The 21,367-nt window shown below is 35.1% G+C and carries 10 protein-coding genes; 6 read left to right on the top strand and 4 right to left on the bottom strand.

Going from position 1 to position 21,367, the window contains the following annotated elements:
* Window positions 1–42 precede the first annotated feature (42 nt).
* From GCQ56_RS09380 to GCQ56_RS09355, 6 genes are all read left to right on the top strand, one after another.
* Window positions 43–1,572 carry a RagB/SusD family nutrient uptake outer membrane protein gene (locus tag GCQ56_RS09380; RefSeq protein WP_152734215.1) on the top strand — a complete coding sequence of 510 codons (1,530 nt, stop codon included), beginning with the start codon at window positions 43–45 and terminating at the stop codon, window positions 1,570–1,572.
* A 379-nt stretch (window positions 1,573–1,951) separates the two neighbouring features.
* On the top strand, window positions 1,952–3,547 hold the full coding sequence (locus GCQ56_RS09375) for a surface glycan-binding family protein (protein ID WP_152734214.1): 1,596 nt from the start codon (window positions 1,952–1,954) through the stop codon (window positions 3,545–3,547).
* 89 nt (window positions 3,548–3,636) lie between these two features.
* A complete protein-coding gene (locus GCQ56_RS09370) occupies window positions 3,637–6,774 on the top strand; it encodes a TonB-dependent receptor (protein ID WP_152734213.1) in 3,138 nt (1,045 codons plus the stop codon).
* A 53-nt stretch (window positions 6,775–6,827) separates the two neighbouring features.
* A complete protein-coding gene (locus GCQ56_RS09365) occupies window positions 6,828–8,420 on the top strand; it encodes a RagB/SusD family nutrient uptake outer membrane protein (RefSeq protein WP_152734212.1) in 1,593 nt (530 codons plus the stop codon).
* Between the two features lie 55 nt (window positions 8,421–8,475).
* Complete coding sequence (locus GCQ56_RS09360) at window positions 8,476–9,735, top strand: glycoside hydrolase family 88 protein (RefSeq protein ID WP_152734211.1); 1,260 nt, start codon at window positions 8,476–8,478, stop codon at window positions 9,733–9,735.
* Between the two features lie 182 nt (window positions 9,736–9,917).
* Window positions 9,918–12,785: an AraC family transcriptional regulator gene (locus GCQ56_RS09355; protein WP_152734210.1), complete on the top strand. Its 2,868-nt coding sequence runs from the start codon at window positions 9,918–9,920 to the stop codon at window positions 12,783–12,785.
* Window positions 12,786–13,119: 334 nt separating this feature from the next.
* On the opposite strand, the gene GCQ56_RS09350 is transcribed toward GCQ56_RS09355, so the two are convergent.
* The 4 genes from GCQ56_RS09350 to GCQ56_RS09335 all read right to left on the bottom strand — a co-directional run bounded on the left by GCQ56_RS09350 (window position 13,120) and on the right by GCQ56_RS09335 (window position 21,297).
* On the bottom strand, window positions 13,120–15,453 hold the full coding sequence (locus GCQ56_RS09350; protein WP_152734209.1) for an outer membrane beta-barrel family protein: 2,334 nt from the start codon (window positions 15,451–15,453) through the stop codon (window positions 13,120–13,122).
* 211 nt (window positions 15,454–15,664) lie between these two features.
* On the bottom strand, window positions 15,665–16,522 hold the full coding sequence (locus tag GCQ56_RS09345; RefSeq protein ID WP_152734208.1) for a DUF1961 family protein: 858 nt from the start codon (window positions 16,520–16,522) through the stop codon (window positions 15,665–15,667).
* Window positions 16,523–16,638: 116 nt separating this feature from the next.
* The gene (locus tag GCQ56_RS09340) at window positions 16,639–18,141 is read right to left on the bottom strand and encodes a sulfatase-like hydrolase/transferase (RefSeq protein ID WP_152734207.1); all 1,503 of its coding nucleotides are present in this window, start codon (window positions 18,139–18,141) and stop codon (window positions 16,639–16,641) included.
* A gap of 90 nt (window positions 18,142–18,231) precedes the next feature.
* On the bottom strand, window positions 18,232–21,297 hold the full coding sequence (locus GCQ56_RS09335) for a chondroitinase family polysaccharide lyase (protein WP_152734206.1): 3,066 nt from the start codon (window positions 21,295–21,297) through the stop codon (window positions 18,232–18,234).
* Window positions 21,298–21,367: the final 70 nt, after the last annotated feature.

The raw sequence follows: 21,367 nt of genomic DNA, 5'->3' as shown, positions 1-21,367 counted from the left end.
TAATGTAAAGTCGTTATTAACAATCTAAATTTAGAATCAAAAATGAATAATATATTAAATAAAGTTACGATTGGACTTAGCCTTTTGTTAGGATTCGGTCTTATCACATCTTGTGATTTACTGGATGAAGAGGATACTTACCTTATGAGTCCTGATAATTATTTTTCAACGGAACAAGAGTTGGATGCCGCAATCTATCCTATATACAATTACATTTTTAAAGATGACAGTCGTTTGAACGGTTTAAGTGGTCGTGGATGGGGATTGAATTGTGGAGCGGAAGATATTACTTCAACAAGAGGATTAAATAAACAACGATTATTGGAATTTGATGATTTTGAAGTTTCTACGGAAAACAATGATTTAGAGATGGTGTGGAAAGCATTATACAGATCTGTTGGAGCCGCAAATAATATTCTTCAAAATTTAGAACAGATACAGGAAATTCCAATGTCTGATGATACTCGAAATGAGAGAATTGGAGAAGTTCGATTTTTACGTTCACTGTCTTATTTTTATCTTGTTAGATTCTGGGGAGAAGTGCCTATTATAGATGAACTAATGAATGGAGAACAGGCTCAATCTGCCAGAAAAGCTTCCATTCAAGATGTATATGATTTTATTCTTGCCGATGCTTTGGATGCTGAAAAGCTACTACCTGTTCAACAAATGGATAAAGGGCGTCCGACTCAGGATGCAGCGAAAACTTTACTTTCGTATGTTTACTTGCATATGGCAGGTTGGCCTTTAGAGAAAGGAACAGAGTACTATCAAAAATCAGCCGATAAGGCAAAAGAGATAATTGATGCAGCTAATTATCAATTAGAATCTGAATTTTCTACACTTTGGTCTTTCGAAAAACGATTGTCAGAAAAGGAACATATTTTTGCTTTTTATCCTGATTTTTCTTCAAATAGGAATTATGGTTCTTTTGGAAATAAAGCATTTAGAGGTAAAGATGAAGGTGGATGGAGAGAGGTACTTGTTGAAAAGGAATTCGCTCGCAATTACCCACTTGATAATCGAAGAGAATGGACTATTTATGATACTCTTAAATATGACAAAAAAGGGAAACTTCTTCCAGAGTCGAAATGGAAATCTTGGGATAAATCGGTAGAGGCTCATCCATTTATTGCAAAATATAGAGATATTGGAGGAGCCGTTTGGAAAGAGGCAACTTCAAATGCTTTGTTCCCTATTTATAGATTTGCAGATGTTCTGTTAATTTATGCAGAAGCATCTAATTTAGCGGAAGGATCTCCTTCAGCAAGTGCATACGAAGCCTTATGGGCAGTGCAAGATAGAGCTTATTTGGGAAGTGCTGCAGAAGCTAATAGACTGAATGCAGGAGCAACAAGTGAGGAATTTGATTCAGCAGTTCTTTCGGAGAGATCCTGGGAGTTTGCATTTGAATTAAAGCGTTGGCACGATTTGGTTCGTAGAAAGAAAGTAAAAGAGGCAAATGTAAACCACATGGATGAACGAAGTGATTTTGATCCTTCAAGAATAACGGAATTGAATTATCTATTTCCAATTCCCGCTCGAGAAAAATTAATCAATCCAAATTTATAGTTTCAACCGATCCGGTTTTTCCGGATCGGTTCTTTTTTTTTATGCGATGTTAGTATATCGATTAAAAAAAGCATTGATATCTTGCTCAATGTTGTTTGTCAAATTTCAACTACTCAATTTTCCTTTCCTAATATAAAACACTTTCTGCTATTAATCTCTTTGATATTTTTGTTTCCAATATCATTCAATTATATGCTGTAATTATTCAACACAACAATTGAATTGGATGATTTATTGGGGTTTGGACAATATTGGAGATTTTCTGAATGAATATATCATCTAGCCATTTTGAGGCTTAGATACATTTATGCAGTCGTTTTCGGAACGATGTTGAAATTCAAAAAAAATCTAATACTAATCTTTATCAAAAAAGTAATCAATGAATTATTCAAACGATTGTAAAAGTAAATGGCGTTTGAGATCGAAATGGTTGGCGGTATTAATTACAATATTGGCACCTATATCATTCTCATGCGATGACGACGATTCTGTTGGGGAAATTTTAGCTCCAAGTGGATTGCGTTATGCGTCGGTTACTGAAGTGTACGAAGGAAAAGGAATGGAATCCGCTAAACCGGTTGTTTTATCAGATACTCAGCCAATATTTGAAATTGCAGGCGGAACGGCTCAAGATAATGGAGTATATGTAGAAAATACTTTTGCGATTAAAGATTCGACAGGAGTTGTTAGTCTTGTAAACGAGAATGTTTTAGTAGCAGGATTATATAAACTAGATATTAAGGTTAAGAATAATTCGGGAGAGAATGTATTTCCTGCGGCTTTTGAATTAAGAATAATGCCAAGTTTGGCGGAAGACTTAATTTTTACACCATCAATTCAAACAATTTCTAAAGATTTTGCCGGATCAAAAACTACAGGTCCTGATTTTAAGGGAAGCAAACCTGCAATCTACGCATTGGTAGATAACTCTCAGTTTGCAATTGATGAAAATTCAGGAGAAATATCTTTACAAGATGGAGTGGATGTTGCAGAAGGGAATTACAGCTTGTCTGTTAAGGTTACTAATGCGGCAGGAGAACAAACATTCGAAGATGCGATTACCGTAAAGCTTGTAAACAAATCTTTCTCATTCACCAATCCAACAGCTAGTGTAACCGAAGGAAAAGAATTTGTATCTGAAACTCCATCAGCATTTGGAAATGGAACATTATCCTTTGCTTTAGTCGACGATTTTGGAGCTTTTAAAATCAATGCTGAAACAGGAGTAATATCATTGGATGCTGGAAATCCACTAACTAAAGGTGATTACAAATTATCAGTAACAATGACAAGCGATGCTGGAGATGTAACCTATAATGATGTGTTGACTGTAACCGTTGAAGCTCCAAGTTTGCAGATGGTATTTGAAGATGGATGGCAGGAATTAGGATATGTAAATGGAGAACATCAGCTTGGTAATTTTACTCAATTCGATTTTAAAAATCCAGGATATCAGGACAGTAAATTAAGATGGGTTAATTCCTGGGGATTAAATACTACACTAAGAAATATCGACGGAGAAAAAGCTCCAACTGCCGAAATGAAAGGTAAGAAAGAAGCTGGAGTGAATACTGAGAATGATGACTGGTTAGTTTCTGGAAATATTGATTTAACAGATGTAAGCGAGCCTGGTATTTTGATTCACATTTTCCAGTTGTATGTTTGGGATGTAGCAAACAGTGTAGCAAAAAGAAGTGACAAAGTTACGATCAAGGTTTCTGAAGATTTCGAAGGGGATGTAACTACAGCGAATTGGGACACTTTGTATGAATTTACTCCTGAAGAGATTTATCAAGAGGCTTATACAAGTTATGCTCAAAGAATTCCTTTAGTTTTCGATTACAATTCAAAGAATGAATTGAGTTTGAAAACTTATGAAGGCAAAGTAATTACAATTGCAATTCATGTAGTTGCAGAGGATCAATCTACAGGAGATATAGGTATTCAAAAATTCCAGATCTTTGGATTGAAATAAGAAATAATTGAATTAATAGAAATACGATCCTGATAGGAAGTGAGTTGAACTGAAGGGAATTCAGGATCGTAATTCAAATATGATAGCAAATGAATTATTCTAATAAAATAAAGAATATAACACGATTTTTACTTCTGATTGTGTTTATGTTTTCTTCCACTGTAATTTTTGCTCAAAGCAAGCAAGTTAGTGGTAAAATTGTTGATGATTCCGGATTTGGAATGCCAGGTGTTAGCGTTTTAGAGAAGGGAACATCTAATGGTACCATAACAGGAATGGATGGTATGTTTAGTTTGAATGTAGGGAATAAAGCTGATTTAATAATTTCTTTTATCGGATTTAAAACACAAACAATTAGTTCTGAAGGGCAGAACGTTTTCATTATCACATTGGAAGAGGATGTGCAACAATTGGAACAAGTTGTAGTTGTTGGATATGGTAGAAAAAGCATTAAGGATGTTACGGGCGCAATCGCTTCTGTAAAACCTGAAGAGTTAGCGAAAGCACCGGTAGCAAATTTCGATCAGGCATTGGCAGGTCGTATGGCAGGTGTACAAGTTAACTTTACCGATGCTCAGCCAGGAGAAGGAATGAATATTATTATTCGTGGTGGTAATTCAATCACTGGTAGTAATAAGCCATTGTATGTAATTGATGGTATTCCTATGGAAGATTTTGATTCCGGTTCTATTAATGCTCGCGATATTGAAAGTTACGATGTATTAAAAGATGCATCAGCAACTGCAATTTATGGATCCCGAGGTGCAAATGGGGTTATCATCATTAATACCAAAGGAGGAAATGTAGGTCCTTCAAGAGTGACTGTTAATTCTTCAATTGGTATTCAATGGATTCCGGAAACGATGGATGTAATGAGTCCTTACGAGTTTGTTAAACTTCAGCAGGAAATTGCAATTGGAAAAGGGGGAGATGAACCTCAGAATTTTATTGATACATGGGTAAATCCGGAATTGTATCGCGATAGTAAGGCTACCAATTGGCAGGATGAAATTTTCAGATCTGCAGTTATCCAGAATCACACAGTAGGATTATCGGGAGGTAATGAAAAGACCACTCATAATATGTCTTTAAATTATTTAAATCAGGAAGGGACATTAATTAATACTGGTTTTGAGAAATTTAATGGAAAAATAAAGTTGGATCACAAATTGTCTGATAAAATCAAGACAGGTGTAAATATCAACTATTCGAAAATGGAACAATCAGGTGTGAAAGTTGCCAGTAACAATCGTGTAAGTGTTATTATGGATGCTTTAACAAGTAGACCTGTTGAACCAATTAATTCTGATGGTTTAGAAAATGGAGTAGATCCTGATGATCCTGACAACTTGAGATTTAATCCGGTTAAAACCTTAAACAATACCGACAAATCGAAGCGATGGACAGTGTTTAGAGCAAATGCTTATACACAGTTTGAACTGATGAAAGGTTTGGATTTGAAATTAACTGGGGGATATGTTTCTGATAATCGTAAAGAGAGTGTTTTTTACAATGCAGATACTCGTCAGGCATATAAAGATGGTGGAATTAGTGGAAGTTTAACCGATCGTGTTTACACAACTCTTTCAACATCCAATACCTTAAATTACAGTACAAAAATTGATGGTGGTCATAAGATTGGTGCTTTGTTAGGATATGAGTACAGTGTAAAAAATGATGAGGTATTTACTGCGGGAAGTAAAGATATGCCACTTGACAATTTAAATGTTCACAGCTTACAAGTGGGTGCGACTCCTGAATTACCTACTTCTTATAAGTCGAAACACATGATGCAATCTTATTTTTCACGTTTGGATTACTCTTTCCGTGAGAAGTATTTATTAACAGCATCGTATCGTGTAGATGGATCATCTCGTTTCCTTGGGGATAATAAATGGGGATATTTCCCTTCTGTTTCTGTTGGTTGGAGAATGATTGAAGAAGAATTTATTAGTGATTTGAATGTATTTTCGAATTTGAAACTTCGTGCTGGATGGGGTGCAACAGGTAATAACCGTGTTCCAAATGAAAGTGCTTATTCACTTATGGCTTCAAATTCGGAGAATGGTTATGTATTTGGAAACAATCTATCAAAAGGATTTTATGTAAGTAAATTGGCTGATGCGAATTTAAAATGGGAAACCACTTACCAGTACAATGCCGGAATCGATTTTGGTTTATTGGATGGAAGATTGAGTGCAACTATTGATGTGTACAAAAAGAACACAAAAGATTTGCTATTGGATGCTGCTATGGCTCCATCAACCTCTTTCAAAACCATTTGGACCAATGTTGGAGAGGTTGAAAATAAAGGGATTGAATTCTCGTTTACCTCAAGAAATATTGAAACAGATGATTTTACTTGGACGACCAACTTTAACATCTCAATGAATAGAAACAAAGTAATTGAGCTTACTGGTGGAGCTACTGAGTTGAAAACAGATCCGCAATGGAATAGCAAAATTACAGAGTACCAGTATATTTCAGAAGTGGGTAGTTCTGTTGGACAATTCTATGGATTGAAATCAGATGGTTTATACCAGGTTGAAGATTTTAACTATGTAAACGGACAAGGATATGTGTTAAAAGAAGATGTGCCAATGAATGGTTCTTCAGCTGTTATTCCGGGAAGCGTAAAATATAAGGATTTAAACAATGATGGTAATATCGATGAAAAAGATAGAACTGTGATTGGTAGTGCAGAACCTAAGCATTTTGGTGGTTTGGGTAATGATTTTACTTACAAAGGATTCGATTTATCAATCTTTTTCCAATGGTCGTATGGTAATGATATTTTAAATGTAAACCGAGTATTATTGGAATCTCCGGGAATTAAGTACAATTACAATTATTTGCAATCTGTTGAAGATCGTTATACCTCAACAAATCCTGGAAATAATATTCATATTATACGTGGAGAAAAATCTGTTCTGGGAGGTGCGCCAGATGGAAATAAGGTGTCTGATCGATTGGTTGAGGATGGTTCATTCCTTAAGTTGAAAACTGTTTCGTTAGGCTATAATTTTAGTAAAAAGTTCTTGAAGAAAACATGTTTCTCTAAAGCAAGAGTTTATGTTGCAGCACAGAACTTATACACTTGGACAAACTATAGTGGTTACGATCCTGAAGTATCTGTTGGTAAAAAAGGAGCTTTAACTCCTGGACTTGACTATTCTGCATATCCTGCAAGTACAACAGTAACTTTTGGAGTTGATCTTAAATTTTAATTGAATATACCGGGAATGGGGTAATTCCCATTCCTTTTAAAAATATAAATAAGATGAAGAAAATATATTTTTTGCTTTTTGCTTTACTTCCATTAGGATTTATTGCTTGCGAAGATAGTTTGGAATACAATCCAGATTCATCAATTACGGTTGAGAACTTTTACAAAACAGAGGCGGATTTAAATCTTGCTTTAACTGGTATTTATAGTGATTTGGGTGTTGCTTCAACATTTGGTTCAACAATGAGTATCGAGTGGATGGCTGGAGTTGATGAGGCTGCAATGTCTAGAGATAACAATGGTTTCGCTTGGGCGGTTACAAGAAACGAATTTACTCCTACTACTGTAACTATTGAGAATACTTGGAGAACACTTTATCATGGTATCAATAATGCCAATACATTTTTAGAAAAAGCTCCTAGCGCTAGTGTTGAAGATGAAGCTTTAAAGTTGAGTTTTATTGCTGAAGCTAGATTCCTTAGAGCATTTTACTATTACAATTTGGTTCGTGCATGGGGCGATGTGCCGTTGCGAACAGAGAGTATCACAAGTGTATCAGGAAATAACGTTACCAAGTCATCCGCTGCGGATGTATATCAATTTATTATCGATGAATTGGAAGAGATTGCTCCAAATTTGGGTATTGCAGGTCAAGTGGAATATGGAAGAGCAACACAAACTGCCGCTTACGGTCTGTTAACTCGAGTATATCTAAACAGAGCTGGTTATCCTTATCAGATTTTACCTGAAGAATCGTATGCAAAAGTGGTTGAATATGCCGATATGGTCATCAATTCGGGCAGACACAGTTTGATGGCTAATTATGAAGATATTTTCATGAATTTGATTCAGGATATAAATAATCCGACCGAAATTATTTTTGATATTCAATTTTCAAGCATGCGTGATCAGGGATTACAGGAAGCTGGTAAAATTGGGCAATTGAATGGTATCGAAAACAAAACAAAAAACAGTACAACAGGACCTTATTCGTATGGATATATTTTTGCCGGTGTAAGTTTGATTAATGCCTACGATAAGGATAATGATAATCGTTACGATTGGAATATAGCCAATTGGAAAGCAAAGAAAGATGTTCCTGTAATTCAGAAGAATATCTATCAATGGTATCCTGGAAAATACAAAAGAGGACAACGAGTACTAAACGATGATGGTTCATATTCTATCGAAGTTCTAGAATCAGGAGACAAGAACTATACAGGAATTAACTTTCCGGTTTTACGTTATTCAGATATTCTATTAATGAAAGCTGAAGCATTAAATGAATTGAATAAAACTGCTGAGGCAATTGTAGTGTTGGATCAGGTGAGAGATAGAGCAGGTTTAGAAGGAATCGATGAAACAACTGTAGCAACAAAAGAAGCTTTCAGAAATGAGATTATGGATGAAAGAATGAGAGAGTTGTGCTTTGAAGGATTAAGAAGATACGATTTGATTCGTTGGGGAGTGTTTAATGAGAAACTACAATCTGCAAAACAAGATATGGTTGATGCCGGTGTTAGTGGAAAATTGGAGTGGATGTTCATCTGGGCAAATAATGTACAAGAAAAACACCAAGTTCTTCCAATTCCGTTAAAGGAGATTGAAGAGAACAATCTAATTAAGCAGAATCCTCTTTGGGAATAGATTTTAGAGAAACCGGATTTGTTCCGGTTTCTATCTTAAAACAAAAATGAATCAAATGGTGAAAAAAATAATTCGTTTTGTTCCCATTTTGCTATTAATAGTATCGATTTCATCTTGCCGTTCGAACTCTGCAAAGGGCAAAAGTGAAAAGAATGATCTTGTCGACAATACTATTTTTCAGGAGCAATTGGAGATTAATATTGAAAACGAAATGGAATACTGCGAGGAACAGTTAAAAAAATCGGTGGCTCTACATACCGATTTTGAAACACATCCTCGTTTAATAGAGAGTGGAGAGCAGCATTGGAAAATGCCTAAAAATGGTGTTCTTGTTTGGACCGTTGGTTTTTACCCGGGTATACTTTGGCAGATGTATGATGTTACCAAAAATGATTATTGGAAAACAGAAGCTCTTAAAAGGACCTTACCTTTGGAACCATATAAATTCAATAAAGAGCACCACGATGTAGGTTTTATGATGTATTGTTCTTACGGACAAGCTTATCGATTGACTGGTAATAAAGAGTATCGGGATGTTTTATTAGAATCTGCGAATTCTCTGATTTCAAGATATAATTCTAAGGTTGGTACCATAAAGTCATGGTCTAATGAATTGCACCCACAGTGGAAACAGCACATTACCATTATAGATAACATGCTGAATCTAGAGTTATTGTTTTGGGCATCAAAAGAAACAGGCGATCCAATTTATAAGAATATCGCTGTAAAGCATGCTGAAACTACAATGAAAAATCACTTCAGAGCTGATTTTAGTAGCTATCATGTAGTTGAATACGATGAACAAACCGGTGAGGTGCGAAATAAAAATACTTCGCAGGGATTTGCCGACGAAAGTACCTGGGCAAGAGGACAGGCATGGGCTGTTTATGGTTATACCATGGTATACAGAGAAACTAAAGATCCAAAATTTTTAGACTTGGTGGAAAAGGTTTCCAATAGGTTTATTTCAGGTTTACCTCAGGATTACATTCCATTTTGGGATTTCGATTTAACAGGTAAGCAAGGTGAACCACGAGATGCCTCTGCAGCAGCAATTGCAGCATCTGGCTTGGTAGAATTGAGCAGTTTGGTAGAGGATGCGAATTTAAAGAAGAAATATTGTGCCGCTGCTGATGCGATCTTAAACTCGCTAGCTTCTCCAGCCTATAGTGCTAAAGAAGAAAATGATGCTTTTTTATTACACAGTACAGGTGCTAAACCACAAGGAAACGAAATTGATGTGGCTTTGGTGTATGCAGATTATTATTATCTGGAAGCGCTACGAAGAAGAAAAGCTATGGAAAGCAATATGTAGTTACACAAGGTTAAAAAAAACATACTTGTAATGTATAAAGCCAAGGAGGCTGAAACATCTGTTTAAATTGGAGCTCTCTTAGGTATTATTACTTAAGGGAGCTTTTTTTTAGTTAAATTCCAGAAATGAGTATTTCTCACAAAATGAAATGTTAATTTTAGGCGGTTCATAAAAGTTATAGATTGAAGATAATAATGGGAATGATAAAACAGATATTGATAATTTTTTTCTTACTGATTTTTTCGGTGAGTGGATATGCTATTGGCAAGGAAGTTCATTTTAAGAAAATTGATACATCTGAAGGATTAAATTCCAACGTTGTATATTCTCTTCTTCAGGATTCAAAAGGATTTTTATGGTTTGGAACCAAGGAAGGTTTGAATCGATATGATGGATCGAAACTTATTAATTATGACTTGCCAACTGTGCCTTTCGCCAAAGTTGCAGATAAAAGAGTAAATGCTCTGGCGGAGGGATTGGATGGGAAAATATGGATCGGAACTCAGCTTGGCATTGTATCATTAAATCCTAATAATAGAAGAACAGTTTATTATGAATTGCCATACGAAGTTAAAAAGGCGCAAAGCAGGTATGTAAACGCCATAGCAATTTCCGAATTGGGAGAAATTTGGATTGGAACCAGAAATGGTTTATACCGATTCAATAAGCTGAAAAATCAATTTGAACAATACGAATATTTTCCATTTAATAGCAAATCTGTAAGTTATTCAAAGGGGGAAAGATTGATTAATGAATTGTGTTTCGATAAAGATGGAAAACTATGGATTGGCACTGCAGGAAGTGGAATTTGTCTGTTGGATATAGTGCATAATAAAAAGCAATTTTTTAAAAGATCGGCAAAGAGAAAAGAAGGGGAATTAACATCTAATTTTATTGAAGATCTATTTCAGGATAGAAATGGAAAAATGTGGGTGGCTACGGTAAATGGTCTGCATTTGTTTGATACCCTAAATGAGTCATTTATTGTTTATCGTCACTCAAACGAAAAGGCAAATTCGTTGTCTGATAATTATGTGACAGCAATTTCGGATGATAGAAAGGGGAATTTGTGGATCGGCACGAAAAATGGATTGAACTATTTTGATGTGAGCAAAGGAATATTTCATTATTTCAAGCATCATCCAATGATTGAAAAAAGTATTTCGAGTAATAATATACTTGTCGTTTTAAGCGAGAAATCCGGAAGTGTATGGTTAGGGAGCATGCAAGGTATAAACCATTTTAGTCAAAATAATCTGAATTTTAACTTGTATCAAAATATCCCGGGTAACACCGAATCCTTAATTGATAATACGCTTAGAGCTGCTGTAGCTGATTCTAAAGAAAATGTTTGGCTGGGAAATGTGCGACATGGTGTTTCTAGGTTTAATGTTGTAAAAGAAGAATTTACCACGATTCCTTTAGGAGAAAATGTTAAGGCAAGGAAAAGGCATAAGGTTGTTAGAACTGCTTATCTGGATCAGGAAGGACAAGTATTATTTGGAACTGATGGAGGTGTTCTAAAGTACAATGCTAAGAAGAAAACTCTTGAGAGCTTTCCTGATGAAAAAATCCTGAAATTTCGTAAAGGAGTTTTCGAAATCTTACAAGATAAAAAAGGCAATTATTGGTTCTCGGAATTAGATAAAGGAATATGGAAGTGGAATCCTAAGAATAATGAGGTAGAACTTTTAAATAAGGAAAAGAATAAATTGAGTAATCTGAATGTAAAACTGATGACTCAAGTAAAGAATGGAGATGTATGGATTGCTTGTCATATGCGAGGTGTTTGCCGATTAAAAAAAGGGGAGAGTACTTTTACCTCTTATCGGGATTCTAAAAAAGAGGGTAGTCTATCGGGAAATAGAGTTTATTCTATTTTTCAGGACAGTAAAGATAGAGTTTGGATTGCTACCGATAGGGGATTGAATTTGTACAATAGCAAAAGCGATTCTTTTTTGTTGTTGAATGAAAACAACGGATTGCCGGGAAGTGTGGTGCTTAGCATACAGGAAGATAAATTGGGTCGATTATGGTTGGGAACCAATAAAGGTTTGAGTTGTTTCGATATCGAGAAAAATCAGTTTGCAAACTTCTTTAAGGAAGATGGCTTGCAAGGCGATATATTTGAATACAAAGTAGCTTGTACAAATAAGCAGGGATTAATGTTTTTTGGTGGAAACAATGGTTTGAACTCATTTAATCCATCGGAATTTGTAATGAATACCTACCAACCGAAAATACGGTTTACCAGTTATGGTGTAGCAAAAAACTCGGATGAAATTTCTGGTAATAAAATTAAAATTCTTCACACCGATGAGGATTTTAAGCTAAGAGTGGCAGTCATGTCATTTTGTGAGCCAGAAAAAAACAGGATTAAATATAGAATGACTTCTGCAGATTCTGCCTGGACAATTTTACCCCTTGGTTTACACGAAATAAGTATAGACAAACAGTTGGTTGGCGAATACCAATTGGAAGTAATGGCTTCGAACAACCACATGAGATGGGGAGAACCTTCTGTATTGGAAATAGTGGTTAAAAGGGATTGGAAAGAATATTTCTGGGTGATTTATCTATTTATAATTCTAATTTTAAGTACTGTTTTTGCAATTGTTTACTTAAAAGGAAAAAAGAAAAAGAGCCTTAAGACGCAAAAATCAAAAGGATCATCAAAAAGAATTATTACAAATCATAAAAGTAAGAAGTGGGAAAACTACATTCTTTTGTTGAACGAGTTTATGGCAAAGGAATCTCCCTATAGAGATAAGAGATTAACAAAAGCGCAACTTGCGACGCAGATGGAATGGAGCGAATTGCAACTATCTAATGTATTGAGAGAGGGTTTGCAGACAAGCTTTAATGATTTTATTAATACCTATCGTGTTAATGAAGTGAAAAAGCGCTTGAAAGATCCTCAAAATAAGGATTACACCTTGTTAGCCATTGCAGAGGATTGTGGGTTCAATTCTAAAACTTCTTTTTACCGAATTTTTAAGAAATTTACCGATTTAACTCCTAGTGAGTATTTGGAACAACAAGAAGGATAAAAAGTTTTTACGCATTACCTAAACAGGCAAAGCTTGAAAAAACCATTTTTCGGTCTTTACCTAAACGGGCAAAGCTTAAAAAACTAATTTTTCGGTCTTTACCTAAACAGGTAAAGCTTAAAAAACCATTTTTCGGTCTTTGCCTAAACAGGTAAAGCTTAAAAAAACCATTTTCCGGTCTTTACCTAAATAGGTAACGATAAAAACATACTATTTTTTCAGTCCTTGTTAGTTTAGAAAATCTAAATGTTTTCAATTTTGATCAATTTTCTAACTATACAACTAACTTGTGCTGATTTTATTTGAAGATAAATATCAAATGATAGAAACTTTCCTAGTTTTTATGACTCCATTTGTAAACCACTCCTACAATTAGTCTTTTGTTATCCTGATAACGTCTGTTACGAGCTGTAAATTGAAGATTTTCGATATCCGTCCATTGATTTTTGCTGTCAAGCAGGTTAATTCCTTTTATCGAGATTTTCAGTTTCTTATGTAAGAAATCCCGACTAAATGCCAGATCCAGATTGTACAAATTACCTTTTACTCCGTTGGCGGTTAGAGTTTCTGAGATATAATTGTAGTTGACCATCATATTTAGGTTTTTAGGTAATTGAAATTGCCCTCCTACTTTAAAATTATAACTCCAAATCTTCTTTTTGCCTAAGCTTAGATTTTCTCCAATAAACTTTTGGTGATATATTGTACTGCTTCCATTTAACCTACACCATTTTGTTGGTTTGAAATTAAAAGTGTACTCATTACCAGTTACAAATTGTTTTGCCATATTGTTAAAGGATCGAAACAGAGTATCGCCATGTGTGTAGTATTGCTGCATCACCACGTCTTGAATCATGCGATGAAAGAGAGCAATTCCAAGCTGAAAATTTTCTTTTTGCACAGAATAATCAAGAGAGAAGGAGTGTTCTTTTTCTGGTTTTAAATCAGGATTACCAAATTGTATGTTTAAAGGGTTGGCATCATTTTTAAAAGAGTTTAATTGAGCCGATCGGGGCAATTTTTGACTTTTCTTATAGGAAAAACTAAGATCGCTTTGCTGCCAGTTTTTACCGATATTAACCGTAGGTAAAACACTTGGGTAGAAATTGTACTGACTACTTGTTACTTCTTCTCTTGCGTTATTTGTAGATAATTCAATAAACCTGAATCTTGATCCTGCAATGAGAAACCAATTCTCTTTTTTGATCTCAACAATACCATAACTGGCAATATTACGTCTACTGTACTGATAATCGAAAGTTTTGGCAGGATTGATTTCCCAGCGATTCTCATCGTGTTTGAATTTTTGTTGACAGGCTGTTTGTGTTTGTTCTTCATACTTCCAATCGGCTCCAGCTTCAAGTGTTGTTGAAGAAGAAATTGGTTTTTGATAGTCGATTTTAATTTGATAATTTCTAATCACCCAATCAATATCATCTTTCTTAATGGCAGGTAGGTTTGAGTATGCATCACCATTGGGATAGAAATTCATATTTTCTAAATGACGATTGTCCCATTGATTTTGTCTTCTGTGATTCAATCTGACTTTTAGTGTTTCATTCTCCCATTTTCCGATGTAATGGGCACGATATTGTTGAGTTATTTTTTCCTTTTCAATATTCTGGTTTTGCTCTGTGTATTTGGTCAATTCTTCTTCGAGATTCAAAATATCTTTATGAGTAAAAATAGATGGATCTGTTTGATGATTTTGCAATTGCACGTCAATTTTAAAGAGATGTTTTATGGATAAGCGATGATTCAAACCTGCTCTAATTTGCTGTTTGTTGTTTTTCATGCTTTGTTTTTTGAGTTGATTCAAAAAAGGAGAACCTGAAAGCAGATTTTTCCTTTTTACATCTATTTCAGAATCGAATTGGTTGATATTAGAGTTAGCCTGTAGAAAACCACCCCAATTTTTGTGTTTTTTATTCGTTGAAAAATTCTCCTGATGATTCCCAAAATGGTCAACAGAAGCTTTCAAATTACTCGAGGAACTAGACAGTATTGGTGCTTTCAATTGAATGTTGATGACACTACCATCGGCATCGTATTTGGCAGAAGGGTTTTGTATGACCTCTATCTTGGCAATTGCGGATGGCGATATTTGATCCAATTCCGATTGATCATCAATTTTTACACCATCAATTAGTATGCTGGCTTCACGTCCACGAATGTTAATAGCATCATCCATATCAACGGCAACCGAAGGAATTGAACTAAGCAATTCAATGGCTGAATTGTTCCCTCCTTCGGGTAATTTATCAGGGTACAAAACCCAATTTCCATTCTCTTTACCAATGGATTTTTTTTCTGCCGTCACAAATATTTCCTGAAGATCATGCGCCGATGAATTCAGTTTGATTTTACCCAGATTAATATGTTCTGTAAAGGTGTCTATTTGTTTTTCAAAGGATTCGTATCCCAGATATTGAACTATTATTTTATAAGTCTTATTCGGCGTTATAGCGATGGAGAATACACCCAAACTATCGGTCAAAGCCCCACTCATGCATTCTTCTCCTTTTATATCACTAATGGCAACTTGTGCAAAAGGTAAAGATTCTTCTATCTTTTCATCATAGACTTGTCCTGTAACAAGTATTTTTTGAGCCTTTAATGTTAGGCTTAAAATGAAAAGAAGAGAGGTAAGAACAAGTGGCAGTCGCATATTTTTTTCAGTCTTAGGTGTGAGTTTTATTGAATCACGAAATAATTGAATTATGCTGAGTTTTGCTTATATAAAAGGCTTCTGGGAGTGCCAAAATTAAAATTTGGGATAGGTTCGGGTAATAAAATGAAAATAGATTCAACGATCCTGATAGAAACAAAAATTCCCTTTACATTTCTGGAAAGGGAATTTAAAATTGATTTCGGATCAATTATTTTAACTCGTAAATTTTATAGTTATCGTAGAAACCTCTTGCAGGAACCATTAATCGAATGGCAGTTTGTCCGGCACCAAAGGCTTTGTCTTTTTCTTTTTCATCATCGGTATACACAAAGACCAATTTTCCATCAATTCTGAACTCAACCTGGTCTTGCCACTTGATTACTTTCATGTGATGTTTTCCGGTTAAATCATCTAATGTAAGATCACTTCCTTTTGTGACCAATCTTCTTCCCGGGCATTTGCGCATATTGGCAGTTCCTCGTTTTGGAGCAAGAAAAGAAATTCGATAGTTGTGTAGATCCCCTTTGGTGTATTGTCCTGCCAAACCGCAGCGAGGTTTTAGTTTAGAATCGAATACATTTTCACCATTTTTACCAGTGGCAGAAAACATGATCATGTGCAATGGATAGGGAATTGGACTCTGAAAGTCAAATTCAATTACATAGTTTTCTGGAGAAATGGTTTTGTTCCAATAGACCAAATGTCCGCCTCTGAAATTTTTTCCCGATTTGTAAATAGGATATATTTCAGGTTCAACTTTCTTAGCTAAACCATCCACATAATACTGGTACCATTTGGGAGAATTCTCTTCGAATACCAGTTCACCTTTTTTCATTCTTCGGTTTACTTTTTTGTGGTATCGCGAATACAATTCCAATCTCCCTTTGTTGATTTTTGCAATTCCGGGACCTTCCATTACCCAATCGTTTAAGGATGATTTATTGTTGAAATTACACTCATATACCAGTGTTTTACTTTTACCTATCTCTAATGATTCCTGGGCAAAAATTAACTGTGAATAAGAGATACAAGCAACTATTAATAAATATTTCAGTTTGATCTTCATAATTTTTAAAATTGAAAAGGAGAGTATTGAGTATTCAAAATGAAGCGATAATTCAATAAAAAAAATAGAATTGCTCAATACTACTCCTTTTCCCTATCACGATATGCTAAAAGTTATTACAATAGTGAGATAAATGGATCATTTGTTCTGATAAGAATTTCACGTAATTTTTCGGTTAAATCCTGTTCCAATTCTGTATTTTCACCATAAATGTTTTTCATCTGATATGGATCATTTACATCATCGTATAAGAATTGATGTTTTTCACCTTTATTATCATAGGCAATCACATAGGTATGAGTATGGGTTTTTACACCCCTTCTTTTTTCAGTTTCATCCTCAGGTTTTGCAAAGAAATACAATGCAGCTTCAGGTCTTTCCACTGGCTCATTTTTAAATATTCCTGAGTAATCTTTACCTTCTACTTCAGCAGGAATATCCTTTTTCATTCCCATTAAACTTAGCAATGTTGGCATAATGTCGGGAACACTCAAAAGAAGATCATCAGTTCCAGGCTTTATCTTTTTAGGCCAACGAATAATAAACGGAATATCATAAGCTTCACTAAACCAGATGTTCTTGTGCATCATGCCATGACTACCTAGCATCTCGCCATGATCGGAAGTGAAAATGACAATAGTATTATCATCCAATCCTTGTTCTTTTAGAGTTTGTAAAACTTTCCCAATTTGTTCGTCAACACCTTCACACATGGCAAAATAATCGGTCGATTGATCAATTCGATCATCAACCCACATATCACCAAATCCGTGATCACCCATTTCAGTATTATTGCTAAACTGAACGTTAGGTCTATTCAATACATCTTTTTCAGTTTTACCTTCGAAGTTTTTTTTGTATTTCTCGGGTACCAGGTTGAATGGATGGTGAGGAGGATTTATTCCCCAGAATAAAGCGAATGGTTTTTCATCATCTCTAAACTTATCACCAGCATTTTGCAAGTATTTTTGAACAACTTCGGCTTCATGCTCCGGAGACCATTGTTCAAAGTACTTCGCTTCTTCTTCCTTAGCTTCGTTAATCCAATAATGCGGAGTTAGATGGTTGTCATCAGCTCCGTAGGAATACCAAAAATCGAACCCGTGACGATATCTGCCAGGTTTGCAATACGAATCCCAAACATTAGCTTTCCCATCTTCAGGAGGTTCTGGTCCGTCTAAATGCCATTTACCAACGTATCCTGCATTGTAATTGTTTTGTGATAGCACATCCGAGAAGCAAACATCATCAGGCTTTAAAAAATTCCCATGTTTTGTACGACCTGAGTGACAATTTGAAAGAACACCGTTTGATAAAGGATATTTACCAGTTAAAAGCATCCCTCGGTAGGGGCTACAAAGTGGATGATTACTTACAGCATTTGAAAATACAACCCCTTGTTTTGACAGCGCATCGATATTAGGTGTGCTAACTGGATCTTGATTCATAAATCCCATAGCCTGTTTTCTGTATTGATCAGGAAAGATGAAAAGTAAATTTGGTTTTTTTCCATTCTTCATGCAAGAGGTAAGGAAGCCTTGCGGAATCAAGGTCAAACCAGCTGTAACAGCAGCTGAACTTTTTAAGAAATTTCTTCGGGATATATTTTTTTTAATCATTTGAAGTCACTTTTTATTCCGAATTAATCGGATTATTGTGTGTTGACTAGGATCTCATTATAAGATACAGTCGACACACAATAATAGTTATTAATTATTTGCTATTAATTCAACTTCTCTTGTTAGCCCATGTTGGCAAGAAAATTCGAGAATGGTTACATTCGCATTGCTGCTTATTATCTTGCAATATTCATTTGATTTTAATGACCATTTGCCTTTAATGCTAAGCTGTATTTTTGAAACCTTACTTTCATTTCGTACCCAATCTCTCGAGTAAACACTTCTTTCTTTTCGCTTACCATTTTCCATAACAACATCAGCTTCTCCTTCATATAGATGAAGATCCGGATCGCAAAGACTCATTATTTTAGTGTTGTCTTTGTCTTTTATCATGACTAAGGCAGGTGCGTTTACCGAGATCAAGTCTGATTGATTTACATTGGAATTTGATTCGAATAAGGCAAAAGCAGTTATTTCAGTTGCATGATCTCTAACAATATGAGCTTGTTTATTTTTTTGAAGAACAGTATATGCCATTTTCTTCTTTTTGCTCATTTGTTTGGCAAATTGTACGAGTTCGTTGTGTGTGCTTTGCACAAGAATCGCATACTCATAGTCAGCATTTTTAGGTGCTTTCCCATGTTTAATTACAGCCGTTGTAAAGTTTCCTTTATTTGGGGTTTCTTTTTTCTGATCTTTTGAGTGTTGCAATTGTTTACCCACTTCAACAGTATACTTAGCGGGAATATAAAAGCTGTTGCCAACATTGTCGGTTAATAAACTGGCTCTTTTAGTTTGACTTACTTGCTTGAAAGGAAACTGATTGATTTCATTTTTGTTAAATGTGATGCTTTCTGATTCCTCATTCAAATAGTTTTGAAAAAGAGTGGTCTCGGTTTCATATTCAGTATTTGTATTTTCAATATCACTCCCCAAACAAATGATTCTGTTATCGAAAAAGAATACAGATTTCGTAGCATGATGTGAACCATTATACTTGTCATGTTCGTGCAATTTCATAGCCCATGCACCATTTTTTCCTTCAAGAGAGATAGCAGCAGCAAAAATCTCATCGGAGATCAACATTTCCTCATAACCAGTAAGTTGATCAATATTAAGAATATTTGCGCGAAGTTTTTCGATTGGAAGATGAATAGCGGTGGTTCCCGCAAAACGTCCCCAATCCCATCCATTTACATTAAAGCCTGAGGTAAATACGCTTGGGTTCTTATCTCCTGAGATGATTTGAACTTGACCATGTTTCATGTAACGACCGTAATAATTAGCTCCAATATAGTGCTCAGCAGCCCATAAATAGCGGTTGTGCCCTTGTGCCGTTGCCGACCAATTATCTCTACGATGAATGCCTAATGCAGCATAATTCATGGTCCAGTTTCCATTGGGATCTGATTCTGCTTTATAGCCTAACTTTTGTAATCTCTTAACTGTTTTATTTTCTTTTTTATCAAGCATTAGCCTTAAATAAGCAGCGGCCATTTCTTCATCAATCTTATTTTTTCTATCAGGAGTTCCTGATAAAGCCATAAACTTATAATGATCTGCAGAAAGCTTTCCTTTTCCATTAGGATGACGACCAGACATAGAGGTAGGCCAGGTTTTTTTATTACAGAATAGGCGCGTTTTTAGTAAAGATTCCTTTAAGATTCTGTGACCTTCTTCAGAAACATGAAAAGGAGTTCTACTAAAGAAATAGACCATTTTTGTTGCGCCATCGTAACCTCCGTTGGCATAAGCAGGGTAGTTATTGGCATGGTGAAAAACCGAACCATCTACTTTAAAAGAGTCTTTCACTCCGGGAGCGTAAGCCAAACCATTATCAATCCATTTAATGTAGGCATTTAAAAAACGAACTTTTTCAGGTGAATCTTCCAACATTAAAATGCTTGCCAAGCGCCCCATAACAGAAGTATTGAAAGCATCGATACTCATGCCTTTTTCGTGAATAGGAGCAAAGACTTCTTTGGCGCCAGAATACCATTCCATTGCTCTTTGAACCTGTTCGGCACGCTGAGTACGAATTAACGATTCGCGCATTAAAAAGTAAGCAGCATAGTAGGTTCTCATGCTATAACCCAAATGATGTAGTGTTCCGTTTGCACTTCCTTCAGCCCATCCCTGGTCAATTAAATGATCGGACATATTGAAGAAGAGTTCTTCCAATTCTTTTTTATATTCTGCATTGTCGGTTTGATTATAAGCTGAAGCCAACTCGAACATTAGTTTTGTATAAGCTTTAAAACCTTTTCCGTTTTTGTTGTGATAGTTTTTAAATTTTGAAGTGTATGGTTTATAAATTTCTGAAAAACGACAGAACCACATCACCTTACCGGATATTTGCTCATTGTTTCGAGTAATACCATATTGACTATAAGCCTTTCTCAGTTTGCTAAGTAGTTTTGAGTTGACTTTTAGTTTTTTGATTACATCCTTGCTGTATCTTTTGTTAATGGTTTGAATGCCTTTGATCTGTTTTTGTGTTATGGGTTGAAGTTTCTCAGAAGGCTTGTTTAAACTAGACTTGTAAAGAATTAACCAATGATTTTTAGTTTGGGCATTCACAAAAGGAATCTGATAATCAGGTGTATTCCATCTGCTATCAGCATTTGTACAAAGCATGATATGATCGAAAAATAATGTTCCTGAATTATTCTCAGGAGCAATGATCTTCATATTGTTCATACTTGTTACTGGTTTTCCCTTCATATCACGTTCAAAGGCAACCCATGCTGCACGCCAACCTTTAAAATTAATTCCAAATTCGAATTCGCAATTGACTTGTTTATCTGTTAAGAATTGAAATTTGATTTTCTCATCTTTAGGGGTTTCATTGTAAATCCAAACACAAAAAGTTGGAATCGATTTGTCAATAGCATTTGGATCGAACGGTTTGAAATTGATGTTCTGACTTAATTTCAATTCAGAATTTGGTGAATATGTCCACTGCAAACTTTGTTTGCCATGTTTGTAGTGTGCTGTGCTTGTCGCAATGCTAGATGGGGATGGAGTAGACCAATTTTGATTTTTTGATTCTTCAAAAGAGATAATGGCAGGATGGAAAAAATCCTGTGCTGATACTTTATTGAAGAATGATATCAGAAAAATCAGTATTAATTTATAATGTAGTGATATTTTCATTTTGATCGTTTTAATCGGTTGCAATAAAATAAATCTTATTGATTTTTTGGGTTTTCATCTGCATACAAAG

Source organism: Marinifilum sp. N1E240, assembly GCF_009295825.1.
Taxonomy (GTDB): domain Bacteria; phylum Bacteroidota; class Bacteroidia; order Bacteroidales; family Marinifilaceae; genus Marinifilum_A; species Marinifilum_A sediminis.
This window is presented reverse-complemented; position numbering and strand designations above follow the sequence as displayed.